Genomic DNA, 21,066 nt, shown 5'->3' with positions numbered 1-21,066 from the left:
AAACGAAAACCGCCCCGCCGGTGTCCCGGCAGGGCGGTGTGAAAAGCGATACGCCTTGGGTCTGACGTCAGGCGGCGGTGGCCTGAAGCAGACGGCTGGACGCCACGCGCGGCAGGTCCATCTCGGGAACGACGCGCGACATGCGGGTGTCGGCATTGTCGAATGCGACGTCGGACCGCTGTTCCAGATAGGTTTCGGCCGCCACGCCCTCGGCCAGGATCAGCTCGTGGGCGTCGGTTTCAACGTGGTAATACGCGAAGGGCTCGGTGCGTTTGTCGCGGCGGATCGTGGTGCCGTTCAGCAGCGCGCCGGCGTTGACCAGCTTGCCGTCCAGTGCAACCGCATGTTCCGCCGAGACCAGCAGGTCGCGTTCCGGCAGACCATTGCCCAGCGCCCCTTTCGAGATCCGGACCGGCGACACGCGGGCGGCGTCGCTGACTGCGGGGTCGACCATCGTGCGGCCCAGCCAGCGGATGGCGACAGTGCGACCATCGGCGGTCAGAACCTCGTCACCTTCGGCCAGATCCTGCACCGCGCGTTGGCCGGACGGGGTGGTGATCAGGGTGTCTTCGCAGAAGCATTCAAGGCTGTTCACGAACAGCGAGTTCATCATCTGCGCGTTATCAGTGCCAGAGGTCAGGCTGGATGTGAAAGTGATCCCGGTGAAGCTGCCAACGGCGGTCAGAAGCTGGTTCGACGTGTAGGTGGTGTAGGACACCGTGCCGGTTCCGTTGATGGAATCGGTGAATGCAATGTCGAACGACCCGCTATTGAAGCTACCGTCCATTTGAAGGGCGACGGGATTCAACGCGGTCCCGGTAAACACAGTGTTGTCAGTGTCGGCGGTGCTTTCCAGCGTCAGGCGGATGACATCCGGAACCGTCGATGGGGCCGTGTCAAAGGTCAGCGAGTCCGCAATATAGAACGGCCCTGGAATGCCGCCGCCCGGCGCGCCGAAAGTGACAACCACGTCGCCTTGGTTCGACGCATTCGTGAAGGACACAGTGAACTTCACGCCGTCCGCAACATAGGTAAAACCGACACCGGATATGAGCGTGACGGTCGTAGTTGGCAGAGCAGTCGTCTGAAAATCGTAAAGGGGCAAAGTATTACTCCTGTTCCCGTCGTACGCGTCGAGATGGTTCCGCCCTACTCGGGCACACTTTCGACACAGGAATCCAGTGCACGCCGGGTGCCGTCAAGGAAAACTCTCCCTTGACGACGCCCTTTCGCAGCTTTTCGCCAAGGCTCAGCCGGCACGACCAGCCCTCAGGCAGCCGAATTTCACTGTGGCCGAACCGGCGGATTTCGACGGTCAGCGCATCTTTCGATAGCTGGTGGTTCGTCCACGCCGCACGTCCGTCAGTTCCAGCCGACCCGGTTCCGCGCGGTCGATGCTGTAGCAGGTGCGGCGGTTGTTCTCGGCGTTGATCTGAACAAGGAACGGCCCCTCTCCTGTCGCGCCGTCGCATTGCCGTGCGATCCGCATGAAGCGGCTGCCCGAATAGTCGCCGTTCTGCCGGAAATGGATTTCGGACCCGCTGACCGTCATCTCCCACCGCTGATCCGACGTATCGACCCAGTCGCCCTGCAGCGTTGCGCGCAAACGCGAATCCACGTCGTCGCCCGGCCGCGGTTCGACGGCGCGCACGACGATGGCGGCGGTGTTGCCGTGCGTTTCGACCATGTCGGCCTTCAGGTACACCGGCATGTTCACCGCCAGTTCCTCCAGCGCGTACATCAACGCTTCGGGCGTCGGGCCGCGATAGAACACGCGCATTTTCCAGTCGCCCGCGTGGAACGAGCACATCTCGCGCCCGCCGTCCAATTCGCAGCCTTGGAACAGCGCCGTGGTCTCGAACGCCCTGCCGTGGTTACCTGCGGGAATGTCGGTCACAAGATCCTCGGCCGAGACGGTCATCGGGATCTCTTCCGGCACGATGGTCGTGTCCTGCACCGTCTCTGTCACAGGCGCTCCGCCGCCGGGACCGCCGGGCCCCGAAGAACTGTCGTTGACGCCTTCGTTCACCTCGGCCGTGGGCGGTGCGCTTTCGTCCTCGATCTTCGGCGCGATCTTGTCGGTCCCGGTCGGATTGCCGCCCGAATTGACCAGCGTCAGCGTAAAGTCGCGCGCCCGTTCGCCGGTGTCGATCTCGCGCATCGACAACGTCTCATAGCCGCGTTCCTCGCAGCCCGTGTCGCCCTCGATGGTGAAGATCTCGTCCGAGGCACAGAAGCGGTAATCCTGCCCCTCGAAATCCTCATTCGAGGATTCCGCGTAATAGTAGTAATAGCGCCGGGTCAGCCCGCCCGCCAATACGACCGCGCAATCGCCGGCTTCTATGTTCCACCAGCCCTCGGACACCCAGTCGCGGTCGCCCTTGTAGCCGATCGCGACCGTCTGCAGCGTGTTCGTATCGTTGCAGATCTCCAGCGCAGCGTGCGCGCCGGTCGCAAGGGCGGCCCAAAGGCCGCCCGCGATCACATGTGGCAGGATACGCGTCGGACGCATCGCGTCAGCCCCCGCGCGTTCCGCCGCGCCGCGTCGGTGTCGGCTCGGCGTCGTCTTCCGGAACGCTCGTATCCGGGTCCGGGGTGTCCGCTTCCGGCGTGTCGGGCGTATCCGTCTCTGGCGTATCGGGCGTGTCGAAGTCGAAGTCCGGCGCCGTGTCGGTGTCGGTATCCGTCGCGACGGCCTCGTCGTCCTCGCCGGGGACGCCAAAGTCGAAGCTGGGCTGTTCCGGCGTGTCGGTCTCGGCCGTGTCCTCGTCCGGGGCCACGTCAGTGTCGGCATCGGTATCGGTCGGATCACCGGGAACCTTCGGTTCGTCCGGGAACCCGACGCGGTCGTCACCCACCGGCCCGCCGTCGACTTCGTTGGGCGACACCAGCGTCAGGGTGAAGGTTCCGGTGGTGCCGCCGGTGTCGACCTCGGCGAAGTCCTCGCGGTCATAGCCGCGCGCCTCGCACTCGGTGTCGCCGACGATCACGAAAGCCTCTGGCGTGGTGCAGAAGAAATAGCTTTCGCCGTAGAAGTCGCCGCCGTCGATCTCGGCGCGATAGTAGATGTACCGCCGGTTCACGCCGTCCAGCGCGGGAACCATGCACGCGCCCGGGTCGATGTTCCACCACCCTTCCGAGGTCCAGTCTTCCGCGCCCTCGTAGCCGATGGTGACCGACTGGACGTCCGCGGTGTCGTTGCAGATCTCTAGCCCGGCATCCCCGACAGGTCCCGCGTCCGGGGTGGTCTGCGGCGGCGCCTCGCCGTTCGCGGTGATGTATTCGACATGGCCGACCGCGGTCGGGCCCGTGTCGATCTCGGTGAAGCTTTCAGAGTCGTAGCCCCGCGCTTCGCAGTTCGTGTCGCCTTCGATCTCGTAGACCTCGGGCGTGGTGCAGAACATGTACCCCTCGCCGTCGAACGGTCCGCCGTTCACCTCGGCGCGGTAGTAATAGTACCGCTGCTGCAGTTCCCCCGCGAGCACCAGCGCGCAGTCGTCCGGCTCGACGTTCCACCAGCCTTCGGACAGGAAACCGCTATCGGTTTCATAGCCGATCGAGACCGACTGAACCTCGGAGGTCGAGTTACAGATGCTCAGCCCCAGTTCCGGCGTGTCGGTCGCCGGGCCGTCTTCCGAGCGGGGCGCAGTGCCGTCGCCGGTCAGGGTGAAGGTGAAATCGGTCGCGGTCTCGCCCGTGTCGATCTCGCGGAAGCCCTCGGTGTCGTAACCACGCTGTTCGCAGTTGGTGTCCCCGATGATCTCGAATTCCTCGGGCGTGGTGCAGAAATTGAAGGTCCCGCCCGCAAAGTCGCCCGCGTTCACTTCGGCGCGGTAATAATAGTAGCGCTTGGTGAGGTTGCCGCCGACCACGGTCGAGCATTCGCCCGGATCGATGTTCCACCAGCCCTCGGACATCCAGTCGCGATCACCGCTATACCCAATCGCGACGCTCTGGACATGCTCGGTCTCGTTACAGAACCGCAGCGCGGCATGCGCTTGGTCTCCGACGACAATCAATGTTCCTGCGACAATGAACTGCTTCAAATAGGTCAAGCCACCCTCCGATGCTGGCATTTTGGAAACCACATTAATCGGGCCTTTCGGTCCAGGTAAAGAACGCAGAACACGACTTTTTTCCGATCGTGCAGATAACCGGAACCGCCCCGCAGTTACCCCGAAATCATCCGCCATGCGCCGCAATCCCGCCCCGTTGCATCGTTAACCATAGCCATGTCGCGACTGAAGGCCCCCCGAGAGGTCGCGATGAACCCGGACTGAGACTTTCGAATTCTTTTGTGAGAGAGAGAACCATGAAACTGATCAACCTGATCAACCGCTTTCGCGCCGAAGAAGACGGCGCCGTGACCGTCGACTGGGTCGTTCTGACCGCTGCTATCGTCGGCCTCGGCATCGCCGTCCTGACCACCGTCGGCGGCGCGACCGACGACTATGGCCAGACCATCGGCTCGCACCTGTCCTCGCAGGGCATCAAGACGACTTACTAATCTAAGCGTTTTCAATAACGACAGGGCCGCGTTCCAACTGGACGCGGCCCTTTCTCATGCAGGTGACGCTGGGGCAATACACCCCTTTGGACGGTGATAGGCGCAGGACCGGAAACAGACGGCCAGAATGCTATGAATTCGTACCGCTCTGAACGAATTCCTGCCCGATTTCGGCATCAAAACCAGCCCCAGCGAGTGGGAAGAAAGTCCCGCGAGCAAAGGGCAATACAAACACCTGCTGCTGCTTGCGGGCAGGATTGATGGAGAGAGAGACCATGAAACTGTTCAACCTGATCAACCGCTTCCGTTCCGACGAAGATGGCGCCGTGACCGTCGACTGGGTCGTGCTGACCGCTGCCATCGTCGGCCTCGGCATCGCCGTTCTGACCACCGTTGGTGGCGCCACCGACGACTACGGCCAGACCATCGGCTCGCACCTGTCGTCGCAGGGCATCAAGACCACCTACTAAGGTCTTGCACGACGAGGGCGGCGCCGCGATGCGCCGTCGTCGCCGAACCAAATCAGCCCCGGGCCCCCGGCCCCGGGGCTTTTTCGTGCCCGCCTGCCCCCATTGCCAAGCGCGGCAGATTGCGCGGGCGGACAGGTCGCGATAAGCGAACGGCCATGCCCCGTTACGCCCTGAAGATCGAGTATCATGGCGGCGCCTTTTCCGGCTGGCAGCGGCAGAAGGAGCATCCTTCCGTCCAGCAGGCCGTGGAAGAGGCGATCCGCCGCCTTGAACCGGATGCGCCCGGCATCGGTGCCGCAGGCCGGACCGATACCGGCGTCCATGCGACCGGACAGGTCGCGCATTGCGACATGGCGCGGGACTGGGATCCGTTCCGCCTGTCCGAGGCGATCAACTATCATCTGAAGCCGGCGCTTGTCGCCGTGGTCGACGCCGCGCGGGTGTCGGACGACTGGCACGCGCGGTTCTCGGCTGTCGAACGCCGTTACCTGTACCGCATGATCTGCCGCCGCGCGCCTTTGACCCACGACCGGGGGCTGGCGTGGAAGGTCCCGAACGCGATGGACGCAGCGGCGATGCAGGCGGGGGCGAACTATCTTGTCGGCCTGCACGACTTCACCACCTTCCGCGCCTCGGAATGTCAGGCGAAAAGCCCGGTGAAGACGGTGGACGAGGTGACGGTGACCGCGGACGGCGACGAAGTCCGTATCCGCGTCCGCGCGCGATCCTTCCTGCACAACCAGGTGCGCAGCTTCGTCGGCACGCTGGAACGGGTCGGCGCCGGGTCCTGGGCGCCGGAGGACGTGAAGGCCGCGCTAGAGGCCGTTGATCGCGCGGCCTGCGGCCCCGTTGCACCGCCGGACGGGCTGTACCTGACCGGCGTCGGCTATCCCGAGGATCCGTTCAGCGCGGACTGACCCACGCCACCGTCCTACTGCACAGGCTGGCCCAGACGCTCGACGACATAGGCGGCGCCCGCAGGCAGCGGTCCCCGGATGGTCGAGACTTCGCCGTCGGGCCAGCGCACCGACAGCGTGGACAAAGCCTCGGCCTCGCCCAGACCGAAATGCGCGACCGGCGCGTCGAAGGACATGAACCCGCCGCCCACGGTGATCTCTCGCGTCATCCGCGTGCCGTCTTCCAGCTCGGCGGTCAGCCGCGTCCCGATGCCGTGGCTGTTCCCCCGCCCGTCCACCAGCGACACGGTGACCGCTTTCGTGTCCTGCGCGTTGTTGCGGAACACCACGACCGGGCCGTTGACCGGCTGAGAAACGATATCGAGATCGCCGTCGCCATCCATGTCGAACGACACGGCGGCGGCGGTCATCAGGTAGTCTTCAAGCCCGAACGGACCGGACGCCTCGGTGAAGGTGCCATCGCCGTTGTTGCGGAAAAACAGGTTCGAGGGCGACACCTCGTTCGGCACCCACGTCCCGTTGACGATATAGACGTCCTGAAAGCCGTCGTTGTCGAAGTCGCCGACCTTCACATCCCACGACCAGCCGCCCACCTCCAGCCCCTCGGGACCGGCGGTGTCCTCGTAGACGCCGCCCTCGCCCAGTGTCAGCAACACGTTCGCGCGCATGATCTGCGGGACCGTGGTGTCGAACACCGACTGAAGCGGTAGTTCAGCGGGCTTGAAATGCAGGTCGCAATACGCCTTCTCCTGCCGCCGCTCGGCCGGGATCAGCGCGCACAGAGAAGGGTCGCGGCGCTGGATCGCAAGGTCCTTGACCAGCATCGCCTTGCACTCGGCCTGCAGGTCGCCGTCCAGCGCCTGACAGTTCGCGGCATAGGTCGGGTCGAAGCGGTTGCCCGACTTGTACCACGTCTTGATCTCCATGTTCCGGTCGCACAGCGCCCGGGCGTCGGCATTCGCAATGGTGTCGCAATACAGGTCGAGGTCCTGCATCTTCAGCGTCGAAGACACGCCGGACGACCGGCCCGCGATCTGTGCAAAGTACAACTCGGGCACGCCGTCGTTGTGCAGATCGGCGGTGCGGATCGCCATCGTGGTGTTGGTGGTGTGCGGCAGGACGCCGTCGGCCTTGGTCACCGGGGTGAAGCCGCCCGCCCCGTCGCCATAGTACAGGTAGTCGGGCAGTTCGAAATCGTTGCCGACCAGCAGGTCCGGCGCGCCGTCTAGGTTCACGTCAGACAGCAGGATCGTCAGCGTCTCGCCCGGCAGGCCGGGAAGATCGGTGTACAGCGACCCGTCCATCACGCCGCCGTCGTTTAGGACCACCCGGTTGCGGGATTCCTCGCCCGGGATGCGGCGATACCAGCCTGCGGTCCAGTTCCCCATCACCGCATCAAGGTCGCCGTCCAGATCCACGTCGCCAAAGGTCATCGACAGCGACAGCGGCGCATCGGGCGTGTTGGCGACAGGATGCGCCGCATCGGTCAGGAACCGGCCGTTGTCGTTGCGAACCCAGAAGTTGCCATCAAGGTAGGTGGCAAGGAACAGGTCCAGCCAGCCATCGTTGTCGATGTCGACCAACGCCGCGTTGAACACGTCGAGATCCGCCAGCGGCGACACGTCGTCGTCCGACCGGGTGAAGCCGCCCGCGCCGTCGTTCAAGTAGATGTACAGCCCCGCCTCGGTCGAGGCGCTGACAAGGTCCAGATCGCCGTCCCGGTCGATGTCGCCGGTGGACATGCTGCGGCCCTCCCAGAATGGCGGCCACATATCCTTCATCGAGAATTCAAGCGGACGGTCGATCCCGACCGTGTCGGCCTCGACCCGCGTGAACGGGGTCACTGCCGCAGGCGACGGCGGGGCGAAGGGGGTCGAGGACACCCGGACCTCGCTGTCGCTTTCGACGACCGGCGCGGCCTCCTGCGCCTCGGCTGCCGGCAGAAGCAGGCGTTCGACGGACAACAGCATTTCCAGCGCGCGGTCGGACTGCCAATTGTGATACCACTGCGAGGCCGCGCCACCGAGGATGCCCAGCGCGCAGATCGCCGCCAGCAGCAGGTTCGCCGCGCGCATCGAGATGGTGGACGAGATGATCAACCACGAATAGATCGACGCCGCGCCCAGTGTGAACATCAGCGCGAAGACATAACCCTGCGACAGCCCCGCGCTCAGCAGCGCCCCGGCGACGACCACATCGAATGAAATCGGCACCGGCAGGAAGGTCCCGACGAGGGCCAGCAGCACGAGGATGCCGACCGAAAAGGACGTGCCCATCACCATGTCCTGCGGCAGCAAGGTCCCGGCGATAGCACCAAGGAAGCCCGCCATCAGCATCAGCGGCACGGTGGTCTTGACGATGAACCAGAAATTCGCGGCGAAGCTTTTGACGAATTCGAAGAAGGCGGCGGCAAAGCCTTCGCGGTACTCGGCGGCGTGGCCCTCGACCTGACCGGGCACGTCCGGCGCGGCGACGCGTTGCAGCTGTTCGGTGGGCAGCGCGCGGCAGATCAGCGGCACCGCGACAAGGATGACCAGAAGCGACAGGCCGATCTTCGCCGCGGCCATGTAGAAGGGCAGCAGCGAGAACGCCATCGTCAGCACGATGATGTTCAGCGTGGGCGAGGCGACCATCGCCGACAGCGCGGTTTCTGCCCGCACGCCGCCCGCATACATCCCCTTGCCGATCGGAGCGGCGCAGTTCGCGCAGACCCCAAGGGGCGCGCCGATCACCAGCCCCAAGAACGAATTCGCAAAACCGCCACGGAAACTGCGCCTGCGCAGGTAGCCGAACAGCGTCAGAAACGCCGAGGCGAACAGGATCCCGAAGGTCATGCCCTTCTTGTTCGTGTTGATCCAGTTAAGGGTCGACAGAAAGATCCGCTCGACCGTGCCCATCGACGGATCCAGCGGGAACTTCGCCTCGAAGCCCAGCGGATCCTCTAGCTGGATCGCGCCCGACATCATCGCCTTCTCGTTCAGCGCGGGATAGCGGGACTGGGTCCAGAACACGAAGGCCAGAATGACGCACAGCAGGACGGCGAACAGCAGCCGCTTCTCATTGGATTTGGCGACCAGCTGGTTCATCGTCTTTCTCCGCGTGGCAGCGGACCGAAATGGGGCCCATCGTTGCCTTGGCCCCGGTCCGCAATCGTCACGACCACGGGACGCGGGACGTCACGGGTCGCTTCGCGCCATACAGTACACCGCGCGGCGAGACATGCAATTTCCCGTTGCATTCCCCCCGACAGCTTCGGGGGTTGCGCGGGTCATTCGGTGGCGTCGGTGTCCGCGCCCTCGCCCGCGGTTTCGTCGATCGGGACGATCAGGCCCTGCTGCACCCGGAACGCGCCGGACATGTTGAAGGCGCGGTACTCGGTCGTCCGCGCTTCGGGGCCGCGGCCATTGTCCATCTTGTTGCGCAGCGGGATGACTTCGTCCGTCGCGGCGGTCAGCGCGAACTGGTAATATCCGTCGACGAGCCGCCCGGCGGTCTGCAAGCGGAAGATCGGCATGCCGCGCGTTGCGCTTTCCTCTCTCATGTAGCCGTCGGGACCGGTCACGGTCAGCACTGCGTTGCTGAAGTTCTGCCCGCCCGCGAAAGAGATCGAGGTCGATTGCACGCGCGCCTCGATATCCGGGGCCGCGAAGGCGGCGCTGGACAGCGACACGGCCAGCACAAGGGGCGCGAGACGGGCAGCGGCGGAAATGGGGGATCGCATGCGAAGGCTCCTTTGCGGTTGCGGGGCCACGATACCCCCGCAGGCCATCCCGATCAACGGCGCACACACCCGGCGCGCGGGAACGAGGGGCCCTGCCCCTCGCGCTCCCCGGGATATTTGTGGACCAAAGACGGGGTGGGTGTCAGTCCCGCTGACGGTCGGCCCATGCCTGTTCCGCAGCGGCGTTGGCGGCGTTGATCTGGTCCGGGGTCATGCGGCGCGCAAGTTCATCGCGGGTCGCGGCAGCGCCGGGGAAGCCCGACGTGGCGGCGAGCGACAGCCACATGTACCCCGCGACGTAATCCTGCAGGGCGCCACGCCCTTCGAACATCAGGATGCCGAGATTGGCCATCGCCGCGGCCGATCCCTTGGCGGCGGCGCTTTCGAACAACCGGACCGCTTCAAGATAGTCGGCGCCCGACGTCGCTGCGCTGGCCCGGATGTAGCCCAGCAGGAATTCCGCCGTCGGGTCCCCGGCGCTGGCGGCGGCGGCATAGTCTTCCAGCCGTCCGGCGTCGGGCGGCAACAGGCGGTCGTCGTACAGAAGCGCAAGGCCCGTGGCATCGCCCTCTGCGTCCGCCGACTGGCCCGGCGCCAGCGCGGCAAGCCGATAAAGACGCTGGGCTTCGATTTCGTCCAGCGGCACCCCGAAGCCGTTTTCGTACATCACGCCAAGGTTGCGGATCGCCTCTGGCAGGCCGGTCTCGGCGGCGCGGCGGAACCACTCGGCAGCTGCGGCGTAATCCTGTTCCACGCCGCCCTCGCCCCGCGACAGGATAAGCCCAAGGTTGTTCTGCGCGCGCGGGTGGCCGGCGTTCGCCGGGGCAGTGTACAGCTCGACCGCGCGCGGAATGTCCTGCGGCACGCCCCGACCGTCCTGATACAGCAATGCCAGCGCCACCGCGCTGTCGGCCCAGCCAAGCGCCGCCGCCTGTGCGTACAGGTCCGCCGCGCGGGCCGGGTCCGCCGGGGTGCCGATGCCAGCCTCGGTCACAGCCGCAAGGTTGTGCAGGTACTCGGCTTCTCCGGACTGCGCCGCCGTGGTGACAAGATCAAAGGCTCGGGCCGGGTCGTTCGGCACGCCAAGCCCGCCCGCGTACAGGCCCGCCAGCGCGTTCATCGCGGCGGGCAGGCCCTGATCTGCGGCGGCCGCGTACCACTCGGCCGCGCGGACAAAATTCTGCGGCACACCCTCGCCCCTGCGGTAGACCTCGGCCAGACGGTACTGTGCCTGCGGATCGCCCGCCTCTGCCGCCGCCTGCAAGGCCGCAAGGTCCTGCTGCGCCTGTGCTGCCAGCGGTGCCGCCGTCAGCAGCAGAAGGACGAGAAGCGCGCGGATCACCTGTCGCGGCCCGGCCAGTCGCGCGCAAGGTCCTGCGCCCGGGCAATCTCGTCCGGGGTCATCAGCGCCGCGAAGTCATCGCGACGGTCGGCGCCTTCGTCGCTGCCGTTCGAGGCGGCGATGTTGGTCCAGACATGCGCCTGCACGAGATCCTGCTCGACGCCGAAGCCCTCGGCGTAGAACTGGCCCAGCGACAATTGCGCGGGGACAACGCCCGCCTCTGCCGCAAGACGCATGTGGCGCGCCGCCGAACCGGCATCGCGGCCCACCGTGTCGCTTTCATGGAACAGCGCCGCGAGCATATAATGCGACAGCGAGTCCCCGTCCGTCGCGCGGGCCTGCAGCCACTCCACCGCGCCCTCGACCCCGGCGTCCGCCGCCTGCGCGACCCAGCTGGGCCCAAGCTCGGGCTGGTCATCCGCCGTATAGTCGCCCGCGACGATCATGCGTCCCAGCCGCGCCCCGGCATAGGGGCTGCCACCTTGATCGGCGATGCGGTAGTACCAGACCGCGCGCTCGACATCCGCCGGGGTGCCGCGCCCGGCCTCGAACATCTGGGCCGCCGCCGCCGCCGCGCGCGCCAGCCCCTGATCGGCGGCCTTGCGGAACCAGTCCAACGCCTTGGCGTCGTCCTGCCCGACCCCCTTGCCGGTATAGTAGGCAAACCCAAGGTTCGACTGCGCCCCGGCGATCCCCTTCTCGGCCGCCCGCACAAGATAGGCGACACCGCGCAGCGCATCCTCTTCCAGACCGCCCTCGCCCAGCAGGTAGTTGGAACCGAGAACATGCTCGGCCTCGCCATAGCCCGCGTCCGCCGCCTTGCTCAGCCACTCCAGCGCCTTGTCGCGATCCTGCGGAAAGCCCTCGCCGGTGTTGTATCCTTCGTACAAGGCCATCTGCGCCGGGGCCCAGCCCGCATCGGCGGACTGGAACAGCCAGCGCATCGCTTGCGCTTCGTCCTGCGCGACCCCAAGCCCGTTGGCATACAGCCGCGCCAGTTGGAACTGCGCACCATGGTGCCCCGCTTCCGCCGCGATGCGCATCAGCTCGAACCCGCGCTCGGGGTCCGCCGCGCCCGCACGGCCGGACCGGGCAAGCTGCGCCAGCAGATAGGCCGCCTCGGGTTGGTCAGGCCCCGCAATCATCTGAAGCAATTCGGCGGCACGAAGATAGTCCGGCGCTTCCGGCGATCCCGACAGATAGGCGCGCGCCAGCAACAGCACAGCCGGGCCATGCCCCTGCGCCACCGCCTTTTCCAGCCACTCGATCGCGCCCGCCCTGTCGACCGGCCCGCCCTCTCCGGCGCCCAGCATGAACCCCAGCCGGTACTGCGCCGTCACATCCCCGGCCTCGGCGATGGGCAGGATACCCTCGCGCGCGGCGGCCCGGTCGCCGGACAGGTAGGCCTGTTCGACCTGCTCCATCGTCATCGGCGCAGCGTCCTGCCCGATCGCGGCCCCGGCCAGCGACAGCGCAAGAACGGCGGCGCCCAGTCCGCTGCGGACATGGAACGGGGGGAACGGCAGGGACATCGGGGGTTATCCTTCGAAGGGGCAAGGCGCGGATCGGGCCTTCACAGGACCAAAAACAACCTCACGGTGCAAGGGGCGGAGGCGGCTTACAGCAATAGCGCCAGCACCGCGCCACCCGAAAGCCACGCCCCGAACGGCACGCGGGCCTGCGGGTTCAGCCCAGCGCCGCCCCGCCACCCCTCGACCACCGCCACCAGCAGGGCAAGGACGGCGGCGGCCAGCACCGCAAGCGGAAGCGCCTCGGGGCCAAGCCCGGCGCCGAGACCGGCCATCATCTTCACATCGCCCAGCCCCAGCCCGTCCCGCCCGCGCAAGCGCCGGTAGCCGATGCGCAGCAGCCAGAACACCAGCACACCCGCCGCCGCCGTGGCCAGCGCCTCTGGCACACTCCGCCCGGGCGTCACGGCGGCCAGCGCAAGCCCCGCGACAAACAGCGCGGCGGTCAGAACATTCGGCAGGCGAAAGTGCAGCAGGTCGGCATAGAACAGCCCGACAAGGCACCACAGGAAAGCGGCAAGCGCCAGCATCGTGGCCGGGCCGGTGGCCAGCGCCACGGCAATCGCGCTGGCGGCAAGCGCCGCGATCTCCAGCCGCAGCAGGTGGCCCGGTATTTCGACACCGCAATGGCGGCAGCGCCCGCGCACCGAAGACAGGATCGGCACAAGGTCGAGCGCCCCAAGCCGGGCGCCGCAGGCTTCGCAGGCCGAGCGCGACCACAGGCTTCGTCCGTCCGCGACCCGGTCGACGACGACGCCAAGGAACGATCCCACCGCCGGTCCGGCCAGCAGCACGAACAGGGCGATGGGCCAATCACCGGTCATAGCGTGAATGCGGGAAACAGCAGGCGCATGCCACGGCGTCTAGCGCGCCCACGTCCATCCGGACAAGCGGGGCGGCTCAGAGGACCGTGAACAGCTCTGTCTCGATCTGTTGCAGCCGCGTCGCCATGCCGCCCGTCGGGTCAAGCTCGGGGTTGTTCGCCAGCATCTCGGTCAGGGCGGCTTTCGCGGCCTTCATCCGGTTCGCCGTTTCAAGCCCGGTCTTGCCCTTCAGGATCGCCGCACGTGCCGTTTCGTGCTCGGCGGTGCCCAGCACCGCAAGCGCGGCGGACCGGCCGGTGCCCGACAGCTCCATCGACACGCGGCGCGCTTCATCGGCGGCCTTGCCGTATTTTCCGGCCCGCAGCAGGGCGTGCGCGTATTCCAGCCGCAGGCGGGGTTCCAGCGGTCCGGCGGTGCGCAGAAGCGACGCGTACTGGCGCAGCGCCTTGTCATACTGCCCGCCTTCCAGCGCGACCCGTGCGACAAGATAGTTCGCCTTGAACCCCGCGCGGCTGGTGGACACATCGACGCCCTTGCACCCCGCCAGCGCCAAGCCTATGCCGGACACAAGGACGACCTTGATAAGAGCTGCCTGTATCATGCGAACCCCTTGGTATTCTTATGTTTCGGGCGCTGTTCTTCGCGCCTTGCTCGATTTCGTGTCATCTTTTCCACAAAAGTTGGGCAAGACTAAGGCAGCCCTTCGGAAAATTCGTTTCGCCCTCTCGACATCCGGACCTTCCGCAGGAAAGCTTCCCGCATGACCGACACCACACCCCCCTTCTCCGCCGCCGAATACGACCGCCGTCTTGCGAAGACCCGCGCCGAGATGGAGGCGCGCGGCCTCGACGTGATGATCGTGACCGACCCGTCGAACCAGGCGTGGCTGACGGGGTACGACGGCTGGTCCTTCTACGTGCACCAGGCGGTGATCCTGCCGCTGAACGACCGCCCCTACTGGTGGGGTCGACGGCAGGACGCGAACGGCGCGCTGCGCACCGTCGACACCGAACGCACCGGCATCGACAGCTACCCGGACCACTTCGTTCAGTCGACCGAACTGCACCCGATGCAGCACCTTGCGTCGCTTCTGCGCGGTCAGGGGCTGGGCACCGGCAAGATCGGTCTGGAAATGGAGAACTATTATTTCTCCGCCAAGGCCTACACCACGCTGGTCGAGGAATTGCCCGACGCCACGCTGGTGGATGCCACCGCGCTGGTGAACTGGCAGCGCGCGGTGAAGTCGGCGGAAGAGATCGCCTTCATGCGCAAGGCGGCCAAGATCTCGGAAAAGATCAACCGGCTGGCGATCGAACTGGCCGCGCCCGGCGTCGCCAAGAACCACATCGCCGCCCGCCTGATGGGTGCGGGGATCGAGGGCACCGACGAGGCGTGGGGCGACTACCCCGCCATCGTGCCGCTGATGCCCTCGGGCCCCTCCGCCGCCGCGCCGCACCTGACGTGGGACGGCGAACCGATGCAGGAAGGCGAATGCACCTTCTTCGAACTGTCGGGCTGCTATCGCCGGTATCACGCGCCGCTGTGCCGCTCGGTGTTTCTGGGCCGCGACATGCCCGATCACATCAAACGCGGCGAAGAGGCGCTGATCGAGGGGCTGGAAGCCGGGCTTGACGCCGCCCGCGCGGGCAACCGGGCCTGCGACATCGCCAATGCGCTGGGGGCCGCGATGGACCGCGCAGGCATCCAGCGCGGCGCGCGCTGCGGCTACCCCATCGGGCTAAGCTATCCGCCGGACTGGGGCGAGCGCACCATCTCGCTGCGCCCCGAGGACGAAACGGTGCTGGAACCGGGCATGACCTTCCACTTCATGCCCGGCCTCTGGATGGAGACCTGGGGACTGGAGATCACCGAGTCGATCCTGATTACCGAGGACGGGCCGGCCGAGACCTTCTGCGACCTGCCCCGAGAACTGTTCGTGAAACACTGACCCACGCGCGACCCGGCGCCCTCCCGTGGCGTCCGCCGGGTTGCAACTCGCCGCCCCAGGTTGCAGAGCATGGCCATGACCCTTCTGGACCAAACCGTCGCGACGCTCGGCGACCTGATCTCGTTTCCCAGCGTGTCGTCGGACTCGAACATCCACGTCATCGGCTACCTCGCCCGCCGCATGGAGGACATGGGCGCGCGGATCGAGGTGATGCACGATGAAAGCGGCACCAAGGCCAACCTCGTCGCCACCTTCGGCCCCGAGGGCGACGGCGGGCTGATGCTGTGCGGCCATACCGACGTGGTGCCGGTGGCGGACCAGCCCTGGACCCACGATCCGTTCGAGATGGTCGAACGCGACGGCCTGCTGTACGGCCGCGGCACCTGCGACATGAAAGGCTTCATCGCCGCCTGCGTCGAGGCGGCGCCGATGCTGGCCGAACAGGTGAAAAACCGCCCCCTGCATTTCGTCTTCACCCATGACGAGGAAGTCGGCTGCCTTGGCGCGCAGGCCCTCGTGGCGCTGCTGAAAAAGCGCAAGATGCGGCCCGCGCTCGCGATCATCGGGGAACCGACCGAGATGAGGGTGATCGAAGGCCACAAGGGCTGCTACGAATACTACACCGAGTTCACAGGGCTCGAAGGCCACGGTTCGGCCCCGGACCGCGGCGTAAACGCGGTGGAATTCGCCAGCCGCTACGTCGCCCGCCTGTTGGACCTGAAGGACCAGCTAAAGGCGCGCACGCCACCGGGCAGCCGGTTCGATCCGCCGTGGACCACAATCAACGTCGGCGCCCTGACCGGCGGCCATGCCCACAACGTGATCCCCGCCCGCGCCGAAATCGCGTGGGAAATGCGCCCCGTCGTCACCGGCGACGCGGATTTCGTGAAGGCCGATCTCGAGGCTTACGTGGCCGACGTGCTGCTTCCGGCGATGCGCGCGGTGGACCCCGAGGCCGGCATCGTCACCCGCACCGTGGCCGAGGTGCCGGGCTTGGAACCGATGGACACCAACGCCGCCCGCGACCTGTGCTGCACGCTGACCGGCGCGAACGGCACCCACATCGTCCCCTTCGGCACCGAGGCGGGGCTGTTCCAGTCGCTCGGCATCGACGCGGTGGTCTGCGGCCCCGGCTCGATCCAGCAAGCCCATATGGCGGACGAGTTCATCTCGCGCGCGCAGCTGGGCCTGTGCCTCGACATGCTCACCCGGCTGGGCGCACGCCTGTAAGGCATGTTCCAAGCGCCCTCGCCGCGCACCCATACACCGTCGGATGACGCCATCCCGCTTCTTCTCTTGCAAAATACCTCGGGGGAGTCGCGCAGCGACGGGGGCAGAGCCCCCTTCCGCCTCTCAGCCCGCACGCCTCGCCCCCGCGCCATCAGCGCGGCGCGATCGCACCCTTCACACCGACCACCATCGACGCCAGGTCATGACCGGCCCGCAGCGCGTCCCTTTGCCCCCGTCCGGTCAGCGCCGCGGCAAGGTAGCCGCCGTTGAAACTGTCGCCGGCGGCAGTCGTGTCGACCACCTGCGCGGCGGGCGCATACTGCGCCTCGACGGCCTCGCCCAGCGATACCGGCCCGTCCGCGCCGCGTTTCAGCGCGCCGTCACGCACGCCCCACCCCGTCAGCCGGTCCAGCACGGCCGGGGCATCCGGATCGCCGAAGACCGCCATCTCGTCATCGACAGAGGGTAGCGCGATATCGCAGCTGCGCCATGCCCGTTCGATCGCCGCGTGCGCGGTGGCCTCGTCCGGCCAAAGGCGCGGGCGATAGTTGGAATCGAACGCCACCCGTCCGCCGCGCGCGCGAAATTCATCCAGCCACGTCATCAGTGCGCCGCGCACGTCGGGCGACAGGATCGCAAGCGTGATGGCGGACGAATAGACCACGTCATAGCCTTCCAGCACCGAGAAATCCGGCCCGTCCGGCGCCTGAAACAGGGTCCGCGCCGCAGAACTGTCGCGCCAGTAGGTGAAGGATCGTTCGCCCTGCGCATCCGTCGTGATCGCGTACAGGCCCACGTTGCGGTCGTCGCTGCGTCCGATGGCACCGGTCCCGACTTCTTCGGCTGCGATGAACCCGACCATCCGGTCCGAAAAGGCGTCGCGCCCCACGCGGGTGACGAAATCCACCTGCAATTCCGGCGCGCTCCGCTTGAGATAAATCGCCGTGTTCAGCACATCCCCCGCGAACCCAAGCCGAGCCGCGGTGGACGGCGCGGCGTCCAGCGACAGTTCGACCATCGCTTCTCCGACACAGGCGACGCGCATCAGCCCTTGAACCTTTCCGCAAAGAAATCGACCTGCTCCGGCACCATCGTCTCGCCGCGCCCTGCCGCGTCCGACGCCGTCATGGCGCCCAGCGCGGCGCCCGACATCATGCTGTCCACGCCCGCCTCTTCCGCCATCCGCGCGTAATAGCCGACGTCCTTCAACCCGTTCTTCACCGCGAAGGCCAACCCGGTGGGGTCGCCGTCAATCGCATAGGCCTTCACAAAATCCATCATCCCCGAATGCAGCGGCCCCGCCGACATCACGTCGTACAGCCCCTGCCGCGGAACGCCCATGACATCCGCCATCGCGAACGCCTCGGCCATGCCGTTGGCCATCGTCATCGCCATGAAGTTGTTGATCAGCTTGATCGTGTGCCCGGACCCAAGCGGCCCAAGGTGGAAGACGTTCTCGCCCAGATCGTCCAGCACCGGGCGGACCCGCTCGTAGGCCGCCGTGTCGCCCGCCGCCATGATGTTCAGCTTTCCGTCCTTTGCATGGCTAGGCGTGCGGCCCAGCGGCGCGTCAAGATACGTGCCCCCGGCGGCGGCGACCTCTTCGCCCAGCGCGCGGGTCGACGCGGGAAGCGAGGTGCCGAAGTCGATCACCACCGCCCCGGGCCGCAGCCCCGCGATCACGCCATCGGGACCGCGCATCCGGCTCTCGACCTGATCCGACGTGCCCATGCACAGCATCACGATGTCCGACGCCGCCGCCAGATCGCGGGCGGTTGCCGCCTCGGTCGCGCCACGCCCGACAGCCGCCTCGACCCCGGCGCGGTTGCGGTGTCCCAGCACCGTCAGCGCGTACCCGCGGTCCTGCAGGCGGCCAACCATCGCCGCGCCCATCAGGCCCAGCCCGATGAATCCGATCTCTGTTGTCGTCATCCGTCTTTCCTCCCTTGATCCTGTTCCGTCTGCCGTCTCGGGCCATAAGGGCTGGCCCGCATCGCGCGCAGTTTCAGGCCGCTGCGCTGCCGCTCGCGGTGCCAGATATACAGGCCCGACGCCACGATGATCGCCCCGCCACCCAGCGTCCAGACCGTGGGCCAGGTGTCGAACACAAGCACCCCGGCCACAGCCGCCGTCAGGATCTGCGTGTAGACCATCGGCGCCAACACCGACGCATCGGCCAGCCGGTGCGCCATCGTCGCCGCGATATGACCCAGCGCGCCGAGCACCCCGATCACCAGCATCACCGCCACGGTCAGCTCGCTGTCCGGCGCAACCCACGCTGCGATCCCGAACGGCGCCAGCACCAGCGTGGCAAGTCCGGCGCCCCACAGCTGCGCGGTGGCATTGCTGTCGATCCCCGCCAGCATCCGCGTCATGATGAAATATCCCGCCGAGCACAAAAGCGCCCCGAGCGTAAAGAAAACCTCTGGCTCAAAGGACACATCCCACGGCCGGATCGTGACCAACACGCCAACGAACCCCACGCAAACCGCGACGATCCGATGCGGCCCCACCTTTTCGCTCAGGATCGGGATCGCCAGCAGTGTGATCACGATGGGCGCCGCGAACATGATCGTCGTGGTCAGGGTGATCGGCAGGTATTTCAGCGCGGTGAAGTTCAGCGCCGTGCTGCCCAGCAACAGCACCGCCCGCAACAGCTGTCGGCGCGGCGCGGCGGACCGAAAGGCCGACATGCCCTCTTGCGGCAGATAAACCAGCAGGCACATCGCGAAATGCCCAGCATAGCGGACGAACACCACCTGCAGCGGCGCCAGCCCGGCCAGCATCAGCGTCTTCGCCGAAGTATCGATGCCCGTGAACAGGACCATCGCAAGCGCCATCAGCAACAGGCCGGCGGCGGTCCGGTCCTCGCGGGGAAGCGGGGCGGCCATCCTGGTCAGGCCGCCCGCGCGAAGCGGTTGGGGGACGGCGTCCCGGGCATGCGACTACATCACCGCCCCGATCTGCCACGGCACGAACTCGTAATCGCCAAGGCCCTGGCCTTCCGACTTGGTCACCTCGCCCGACGCGACGGCAATGATCTTCTCGTAGATCTCGCGCCCCTTCTGCTCCAGCGACTGGCCCTCGGTCAGCATGGCGCCCGCGTTGATGTCCATGTCCTCGATCATGCGGCCGTACATCTCGGTGTTGGTCGCGACCTTGATCGTCGGCGCGGGCTTCGAGCCAAAGGCCGACCCGCGCCCGGTGGTGAACACCACGACGTTGCAGCCGCCCGCGATCTGGCCGGTGACCGAGGCCGGGTCGTAGCCGGGGCTGTCCATGAAGGTGAAGCCACGCGCCGTCACCGGCTCGGCGTACTTGTAGACGCCCGCCAGCGGCGAGGTGCCGCCCTTCGCCGCCGCGCCCAGCGACTTTTCAAGAATGGTGGTCAGGCCGCCCTTCTTGTTGCCGGGGCTGGGGTTGTTGTCCATCGAGCCCTTGTTGCGGGCGGTGTAATCCTCCCACCACTTCACAAGGCCCACCAGCTTCTCGCCCACGGCGGGCGTGACGGCGCGCCGGGTCAGGAGGTGCTCGGCGCCGTAGATCTCGGGCGTCTCCGCCAGCACCCCGGTGCCGCCCTGCCCGGCCAGCAGATCGCAGGCAAAGCCCAGCGCGGGGTTCGCGGTGATGCCGGACCACGCGTCCGAGCCGCCGCATTGCAGCGCGACCTTCAACTCGCTCACCGGGCACGGCTCGCGCTTGGCCTCGTTGGCGATGGGCAGCATCGCCTCGACCTTCTTGATACCCATTTCGATTGTCTTGCGCAGACCCGCGACGCCCTGGATGTTCATCACCTGGAAGGTGTCGGACTGCTTCAGCCCGTAAGCCTCCAGCAGCCAGTCGATCTGGTTCATCTCGCAGCCAAGACCGACCATCAGCACGCCAGCGTGGTTCGGATGCCGGGCATAGCCCCACATCACCCGCTGCAGCGCCTCGAACCCCTCTCCGTCGCCGGCCATACCGCAACCGGTGCCGTGCACGAAAGCGCAGACGCCGTCGACATTGGGGTAATCGGCCAGCACCTCGGGCGTGAAGTGATCCGCGATGCGCCGGGCGGCGGTGGCCGAACAGTTCACCGAGGTCACGATGGCGATGTAGTTCCGGGTGCCGACGCCCCCGTTCGCGCGGCGATAGCCCATGAAGGTATCGCGCGCGTCTTCGTCAACCATCTCGACCGGGCGCTGATCGGTGCCATACTCATACTCGACATCGGTACCGATGAAATCGAGGTTCTGCGTATGGACGTGATCGCCCGGCGCGATGTCCTCATGCGCCAGCCCGATCAGCTGCGCATACTTGCGGACGGCCTCGCCCTTGGCGATGGCGCGGGTGGCGATCTTGTGGCCCGAGGGGATCAGACCGGTGGTCTTCACCCCTTCGATCTCGGTCCCCGCTTCCAGCGCACGGGTGGCGGTAACCACGTTGTCGCTGGGGTCGAGACGCACGAAAGGTTCCATGTTTGGGCTCCCTGGCTTGGCCGCGCACGCGCCTCCTCCGGCGCGCCGGCGGTCCTGACGGATGTCGGCGGACGGCGACCGCCGCGCCCTGCGGGTGATGGCGGCCCCTCTTGTCGGAGTT

Annotated in this window: 19 protein-coding genes; 5 read left to right on the top strand and 14 right to left on the bottom strand. The window is 66.8% G+C overall.

The features are described from left to right. Positions 1-67: 67 nt before the first annotated feature. The 3 genes from P1K30_RS11425 to P1K30_RS11415 all read right to left on the bottom strand — a co-directional run bounded on the left by P1K30_RS11425 (position 68) and on the right by P1K30_RS11415 (position 4,055). Entirely contained in the window at positions 68-1,105 is a 1,038-nt protein-coding gene (locus P1K30_RS11425) for a Hint domain-containing protein (protein ID WP_275632867.1), read from the bottom strand. A gap of 210 nt (positions 1,106-1,315) precedes the next feature. Next, on the bottom strand, positions 1,316-2,512 hold the full coding sequence (locus P1K30_RS11420; RefSeq protein ID WP_275632866.1) for a DUF1036 domain-containing protein: 1,197 nt from the start codon (positions 2,510-2,512) through the stop codon (positions 1,316-1,318). 4 nt (positions 2,513-2,516) lie between these two features. Next, positions 2,517-4,055, bottom strand: a complete 1,539-nt coding sequence (locus P1K30_RS11415; RefSeq protein WP_275632865.1) for a DUF1036 domain-containing protein — start codon at positions 4,053-4,055, stop codon at positions 2,517-2,519. Between the two features lie 257 nt (positions 4,056-4,312). On the opposite strand from P1K30_RS11415, the gene P1K30_RS11410 reads away from it, so the two are divergent. Next, positions 4,313-4,507 carry a hypothetical protein gene (locus P1K30_RS11410; protein ID WP_275632864.1) on the top strand — a complete coding sequence of 65 codons (195 nt, stop codon included), beginning with the start codon at positions 4,313-4,315 and terminating at the stop codon, positions 4,505-4,507. A 130-nt stretch (positions 4,508-4,637) separates the two neighbouring features. Here the strand turns inward: P1K30_RS11410 and P1K30_RS11405 are convergent, their stop codons facing one another. Next, positions 4,638-4,784 carry a hypothetical protein gene (locus P1K30_RS11405; protein ID WP_275632863.1) on the bottom strand — a complete coding sequence of 49 codons (147 nt, stop codon included), beginning with the start codon at positions 4,782-4,784 and terminating at the stop codon, positions 4,638-4,640. Between P1K30_RS11405 and P1K30_RS11400 the strand changes: the two genes are divergently transcribed. Continuing rightward, positions 4,783-4,977 carry a hypothetical protein gene (locus P1K30_RS11400; protein WP_275632862.1) on the top strand — a complete coding sequence of 65 codons (195 nt, stop codon included), beginning with the start codon at positions 4,783-4,785 and terminating at the stop codon, positions 4,975-4,977. The genes P1K30_RS11405 and P1K30_RS11400 overlap by 2 nt on opposite strands. 155 nt (positions 4,978-5,132) lie before the next feature. Further along, the gene (gene truA / locus P1K30_RS11395; protein WP_275632861.1) at positions 5,133-5,894 is read left to right on the top strand and encodes a tRNA pseudouridine(38-40) synthase TruA; all 762 of its coding nucleotides are present in this window, start codon (positions 5,133-5,135) and stop codon (positions 5,892-5,894) included. A gap of 14 nt (positions 5,895-5,908) precedes the next feature. Here the strand turns inward: truA and P1K30_RS11390 are convergent, their stop codons facing one another. The 6 genes from P1K30_RS11390 to P1K30_RS11365 all read right to left on the bottom strand — a co-directional run bounded on the left by P1K30_RS11390 (position 5,909) and on the right by P1K30_RS11365 (position 13,911). Continuing rightward, a complete protein-coding gene (locus P1K30_RS11390; RefSeq protein WP_275632860.1) occupies positions 5,909-8,980 on the bottom strand; it encodes an FG-GAP-like repeat-containing protein in 3,072 nt (1,023 codons plus the stop codon). A 182-nt stretch (positions 8,981-9,162) separates the two neighbouring features. Then, the gene (locus P1K30_RS11385) at positions 9,163-9,615 is read right to left on the bottom strand and encodes a hypothetical protein (protein ID WP_275632859.1); all 453 of its coding nucleotides are present in this window, start codon (positions 9,613-9,615) and stop codon (positions 9,163-9,165) included. Between the two features lie 142 nt (positions 9,616-9,757). After that, a complete protein-coding gene (locus P1K30_RS11380) occupies positions 9,758-10,957 on the bottom strand; it encodes a tetratricopeptide repeat protein (protein WP_275632858.1) in 1,200 nt (399 codons plus the stop codon). Then, complete coding sequence (locus P1K30_RS11375) at positions 10,954-12,489, bottom strand: tetratricopeptide repeat protein (RefSeq protein WP_275632857.1); 1,536 nt, start codon at positions 12,487-12,489, stop codon at positions 10,954-10,956. Before P1K30_RS11375 ends, P1K30_RS11380 begins: the two co-directional genes overlap by 4 nt. 86 nt (positions 12,490-12,575) lie before the next feature. Then, complete coding sequence (locus P1K30_RS11370) at positions 12,576-13,310, bottom strand: prepilin peptidase (RefSeq protein WP_275632856.1); 735 nt, start codon at positions 13,308-13,310, stop codon at positions 12,576-12,578. A 76-nt stretch (positions 13,311-13,386) separates the two neighbouring features. Beyond that, positions 13,387-13,911, bottom strand: coding sequence for an outer membrane protein assembly factor BamD (locus P1K30_RS11365; RefSeq protein WP_275632855.1), 525 nt, complete (start codon positions 13,909-13,911; stop codon positions 13,387-13,389). 159 nt (positions 13,912-14,070) lie between these two features. Between P1K30_RS11365 and P1K30_RS11360 the strand changes: the two genes are divergently transcribed. Both P1K30_RS11360 and argE read left to right on the top strand, forming a co-directional pair. Further along, entirely contained in the window at positions 14,071-15,258 is a 1,188-nt protein-coding gene (locus tag P1K30_RS11360; protein ID WP_275632854.1) for a M24 family metallopeptidase, read from the top strand. A 75-nt stretch (positions 15,259-15,333) separates the two neighbouring features. Further along, the gene (gene argE, locus P1K30_RS11355) at positions 15,334-16,488 is read left to right on the top strand and encodes an acetylornithine deacetylase (protein ID WP_275633293.1); all 1,155 of its coding nucleotides are present in this window, start codon (positions 15,334-15,336) and stop codon (positions 16,486-16,488) included. A gap of 151 nt (positions 16,489-16,639) precedes the next feature. On the opposite strand, the gene P1K30_RS11350 is transcribed toward argE, so the two are convergent. From P1K30_RS11350 to P1K30_RS11335, 4 genes are read right to left on the bottom strand one after another with little or no spacing between them, the layout of a single operon-like run. Beyond that, on the bottom strand, positions 16,640-17,533 hold the full coding sequence (locus P1K30_RS11350; RefSeq protein ID WP_275632853.1) for a sugar kinase: 894 nt from the start codon (positions 17,531-17,533) through the stop codon (positions 16,640-16,642). Beyond that, the gene (locus tag P1K30_RS11345) at positions 17,533-18,420 is read right to left on the bottom strand and encodes an NAD(P)-dependent oxidoreductase (RefSeq protein ID WP_275632852.1); all 888 of its coding nucleotides are present in this window, start codon (positions 18,418-18,420) and stop codon (positions 17,533-17,535) included. Before P1K30_RS11345 ends, P1K30_RS11350 begins: the two co-directional genes overlap by 1 nt. Next, entirely contained in the window at positions 18,417-19,379 is a 963-nt protein-coding gene (locus tag P1K30_RS11340; RefSeq protein WP_275632851.1) for a DMT family transporter, read from the bottom strand. The genes P1K30_RS11345 and P1K30_RS11340 overlap by 4 nt, the downstream gene beginning before the upstream one ends. 54 nt (positions 19,380-19,433) lie before the next feature. Then, positions 19,434-20,945, bottom strand: coding sequence for a UxaA family hydrolase (locus tag P1K30_RS11335; protein WP_275632850.1), 1,512 nt, complete (start codon positions 20,943-20,945; stop codon positions 19,434-19,436). Positions 20,946-21,066: the final 121 nt, after the last annotated feature.

Source organism: Psychromarinibacter halotolerans, from assembly GCF_029168315.1.
Classification (GTDB): Bacteria; Pseudomonadota; Alphaproteobacteria; order Rhodobacterales; family Rhodobacteraceae; genus Psychromarinibacter; species Psychromarinibacter halotolerans.
The sequence above is the reverse complement of the archived record's forward strand: the minus strand, read 5'-3'. Positions and strand labels throughout refer to the sequence as shown.

Coding starts and splice junctions, on each gene's coding strand:
- P1K30_RS11420 (WP_275632866.1), bottom strand. CDS start 2,512: ATGCGTCCGACGCGTATCCTGCCACATGTGATCGCGGGCGGCCTTTGG.
- P1K30_RS11410 (WP_275632864.1), top strand. CDS start 4,313: ATGAAACTGATCAACCTGATCAACCGCTTTCGCGCCGAAGAAGACGGC.
- P1K30_RS11400 (WP_275632862.1), top strand. CDS start 4,783: ATGAAACTGTTCAACCTGATCAACCGCTTCCGTTCCGACGAAGATGGC.
- P1K30_RS11405 (WP_275632863.1), bottom strand. CDS start 4,784: ATGGTCTCTCTCTCCATCAATCCTGCCCGCAAGCAGCAGCAGGTGTTT.
- truA (WP_275632861.1), top strand. CDS start 5,133: ATGCCCCGTTACGCCCTGAAGATCGAGTATCATGGCGGCGCCTTTTCC.
- P1K30_RS11390 (WP_275632860.1), bottom strand. CDS start 8,980: ATGAACCAGCTGGTCGCCAAATCCAATGAGAAGCGGCTGCTGTTCGCC.
- P1K30_RS11385 (WP_275632859.1), bottom strand. CDS start 9,615: ATGCGATCCCCCATTTCCGCCGCTGCCCGTCTCGCGCCCCTTGTGCTG.
- P1K30_RS11375 (WP_275632857.1), bottom strand. CDS start 12,489: ATGTCCCTGCCGTTCCCCCCGTTCCATGTCCGCAGCGGACTGGGCGCC.
- P1K30_RS11370 (WP_275632856.1), bottom strand. CDS start 13,310: ATGACCGGTGATTGGCCCATCGCCCTGTTCGTGCTGCTGGCCGGACCG.
- P1K30_RS11365 (WP_275632855.1), bottom strand. CDS start 13,911: ATGATACAGGCAGCTCTTATCAAGGTCGTCCTTGTGTCCGGCATAGGC.
- P1K30_RS11360 (WP_275632854.1), top strand. CDS start 14,071: ATGACCGACACCACACCCCCCTTCTCCGCCGCCGAATACGACCGCCGT.
- argE (WP_275633293.1), top strand. CDS start 15,334: ATGACCCTTCTGGACCAAACCGTCGCGACGCTCGGCGACCTGATCTCG.
- P1K30_RS11350 (WP_275632853.1), bottom strand. CDS start 17,533: ATGCGCGTCGCCTGTGTCGGAGAAGCGATGGTCGAACTGTCGCTGGAC.
- P1K30_RS11345 (WP_275632852.1), bottom strand. CDS start 18,420: ATGACGACAACAGAGATCGGATTCATCGGGCTGGGCCTGATGGGCGCG.
- P1K30_RS11340 (WP_275632851.1), bottom strand. CDS start 19,379: ATGGCCGCCCCGCTTCCCCGCGAGGACCGGACCGCCGCCGGCCTGTTG.
- P1K30_RS11335 (WP_275632850.1), bottom strand. CDS start 20,945: ATGGAACCTTTCGTGCGTCTCGACCCCAGCGACAACGTGGTTACCGCC.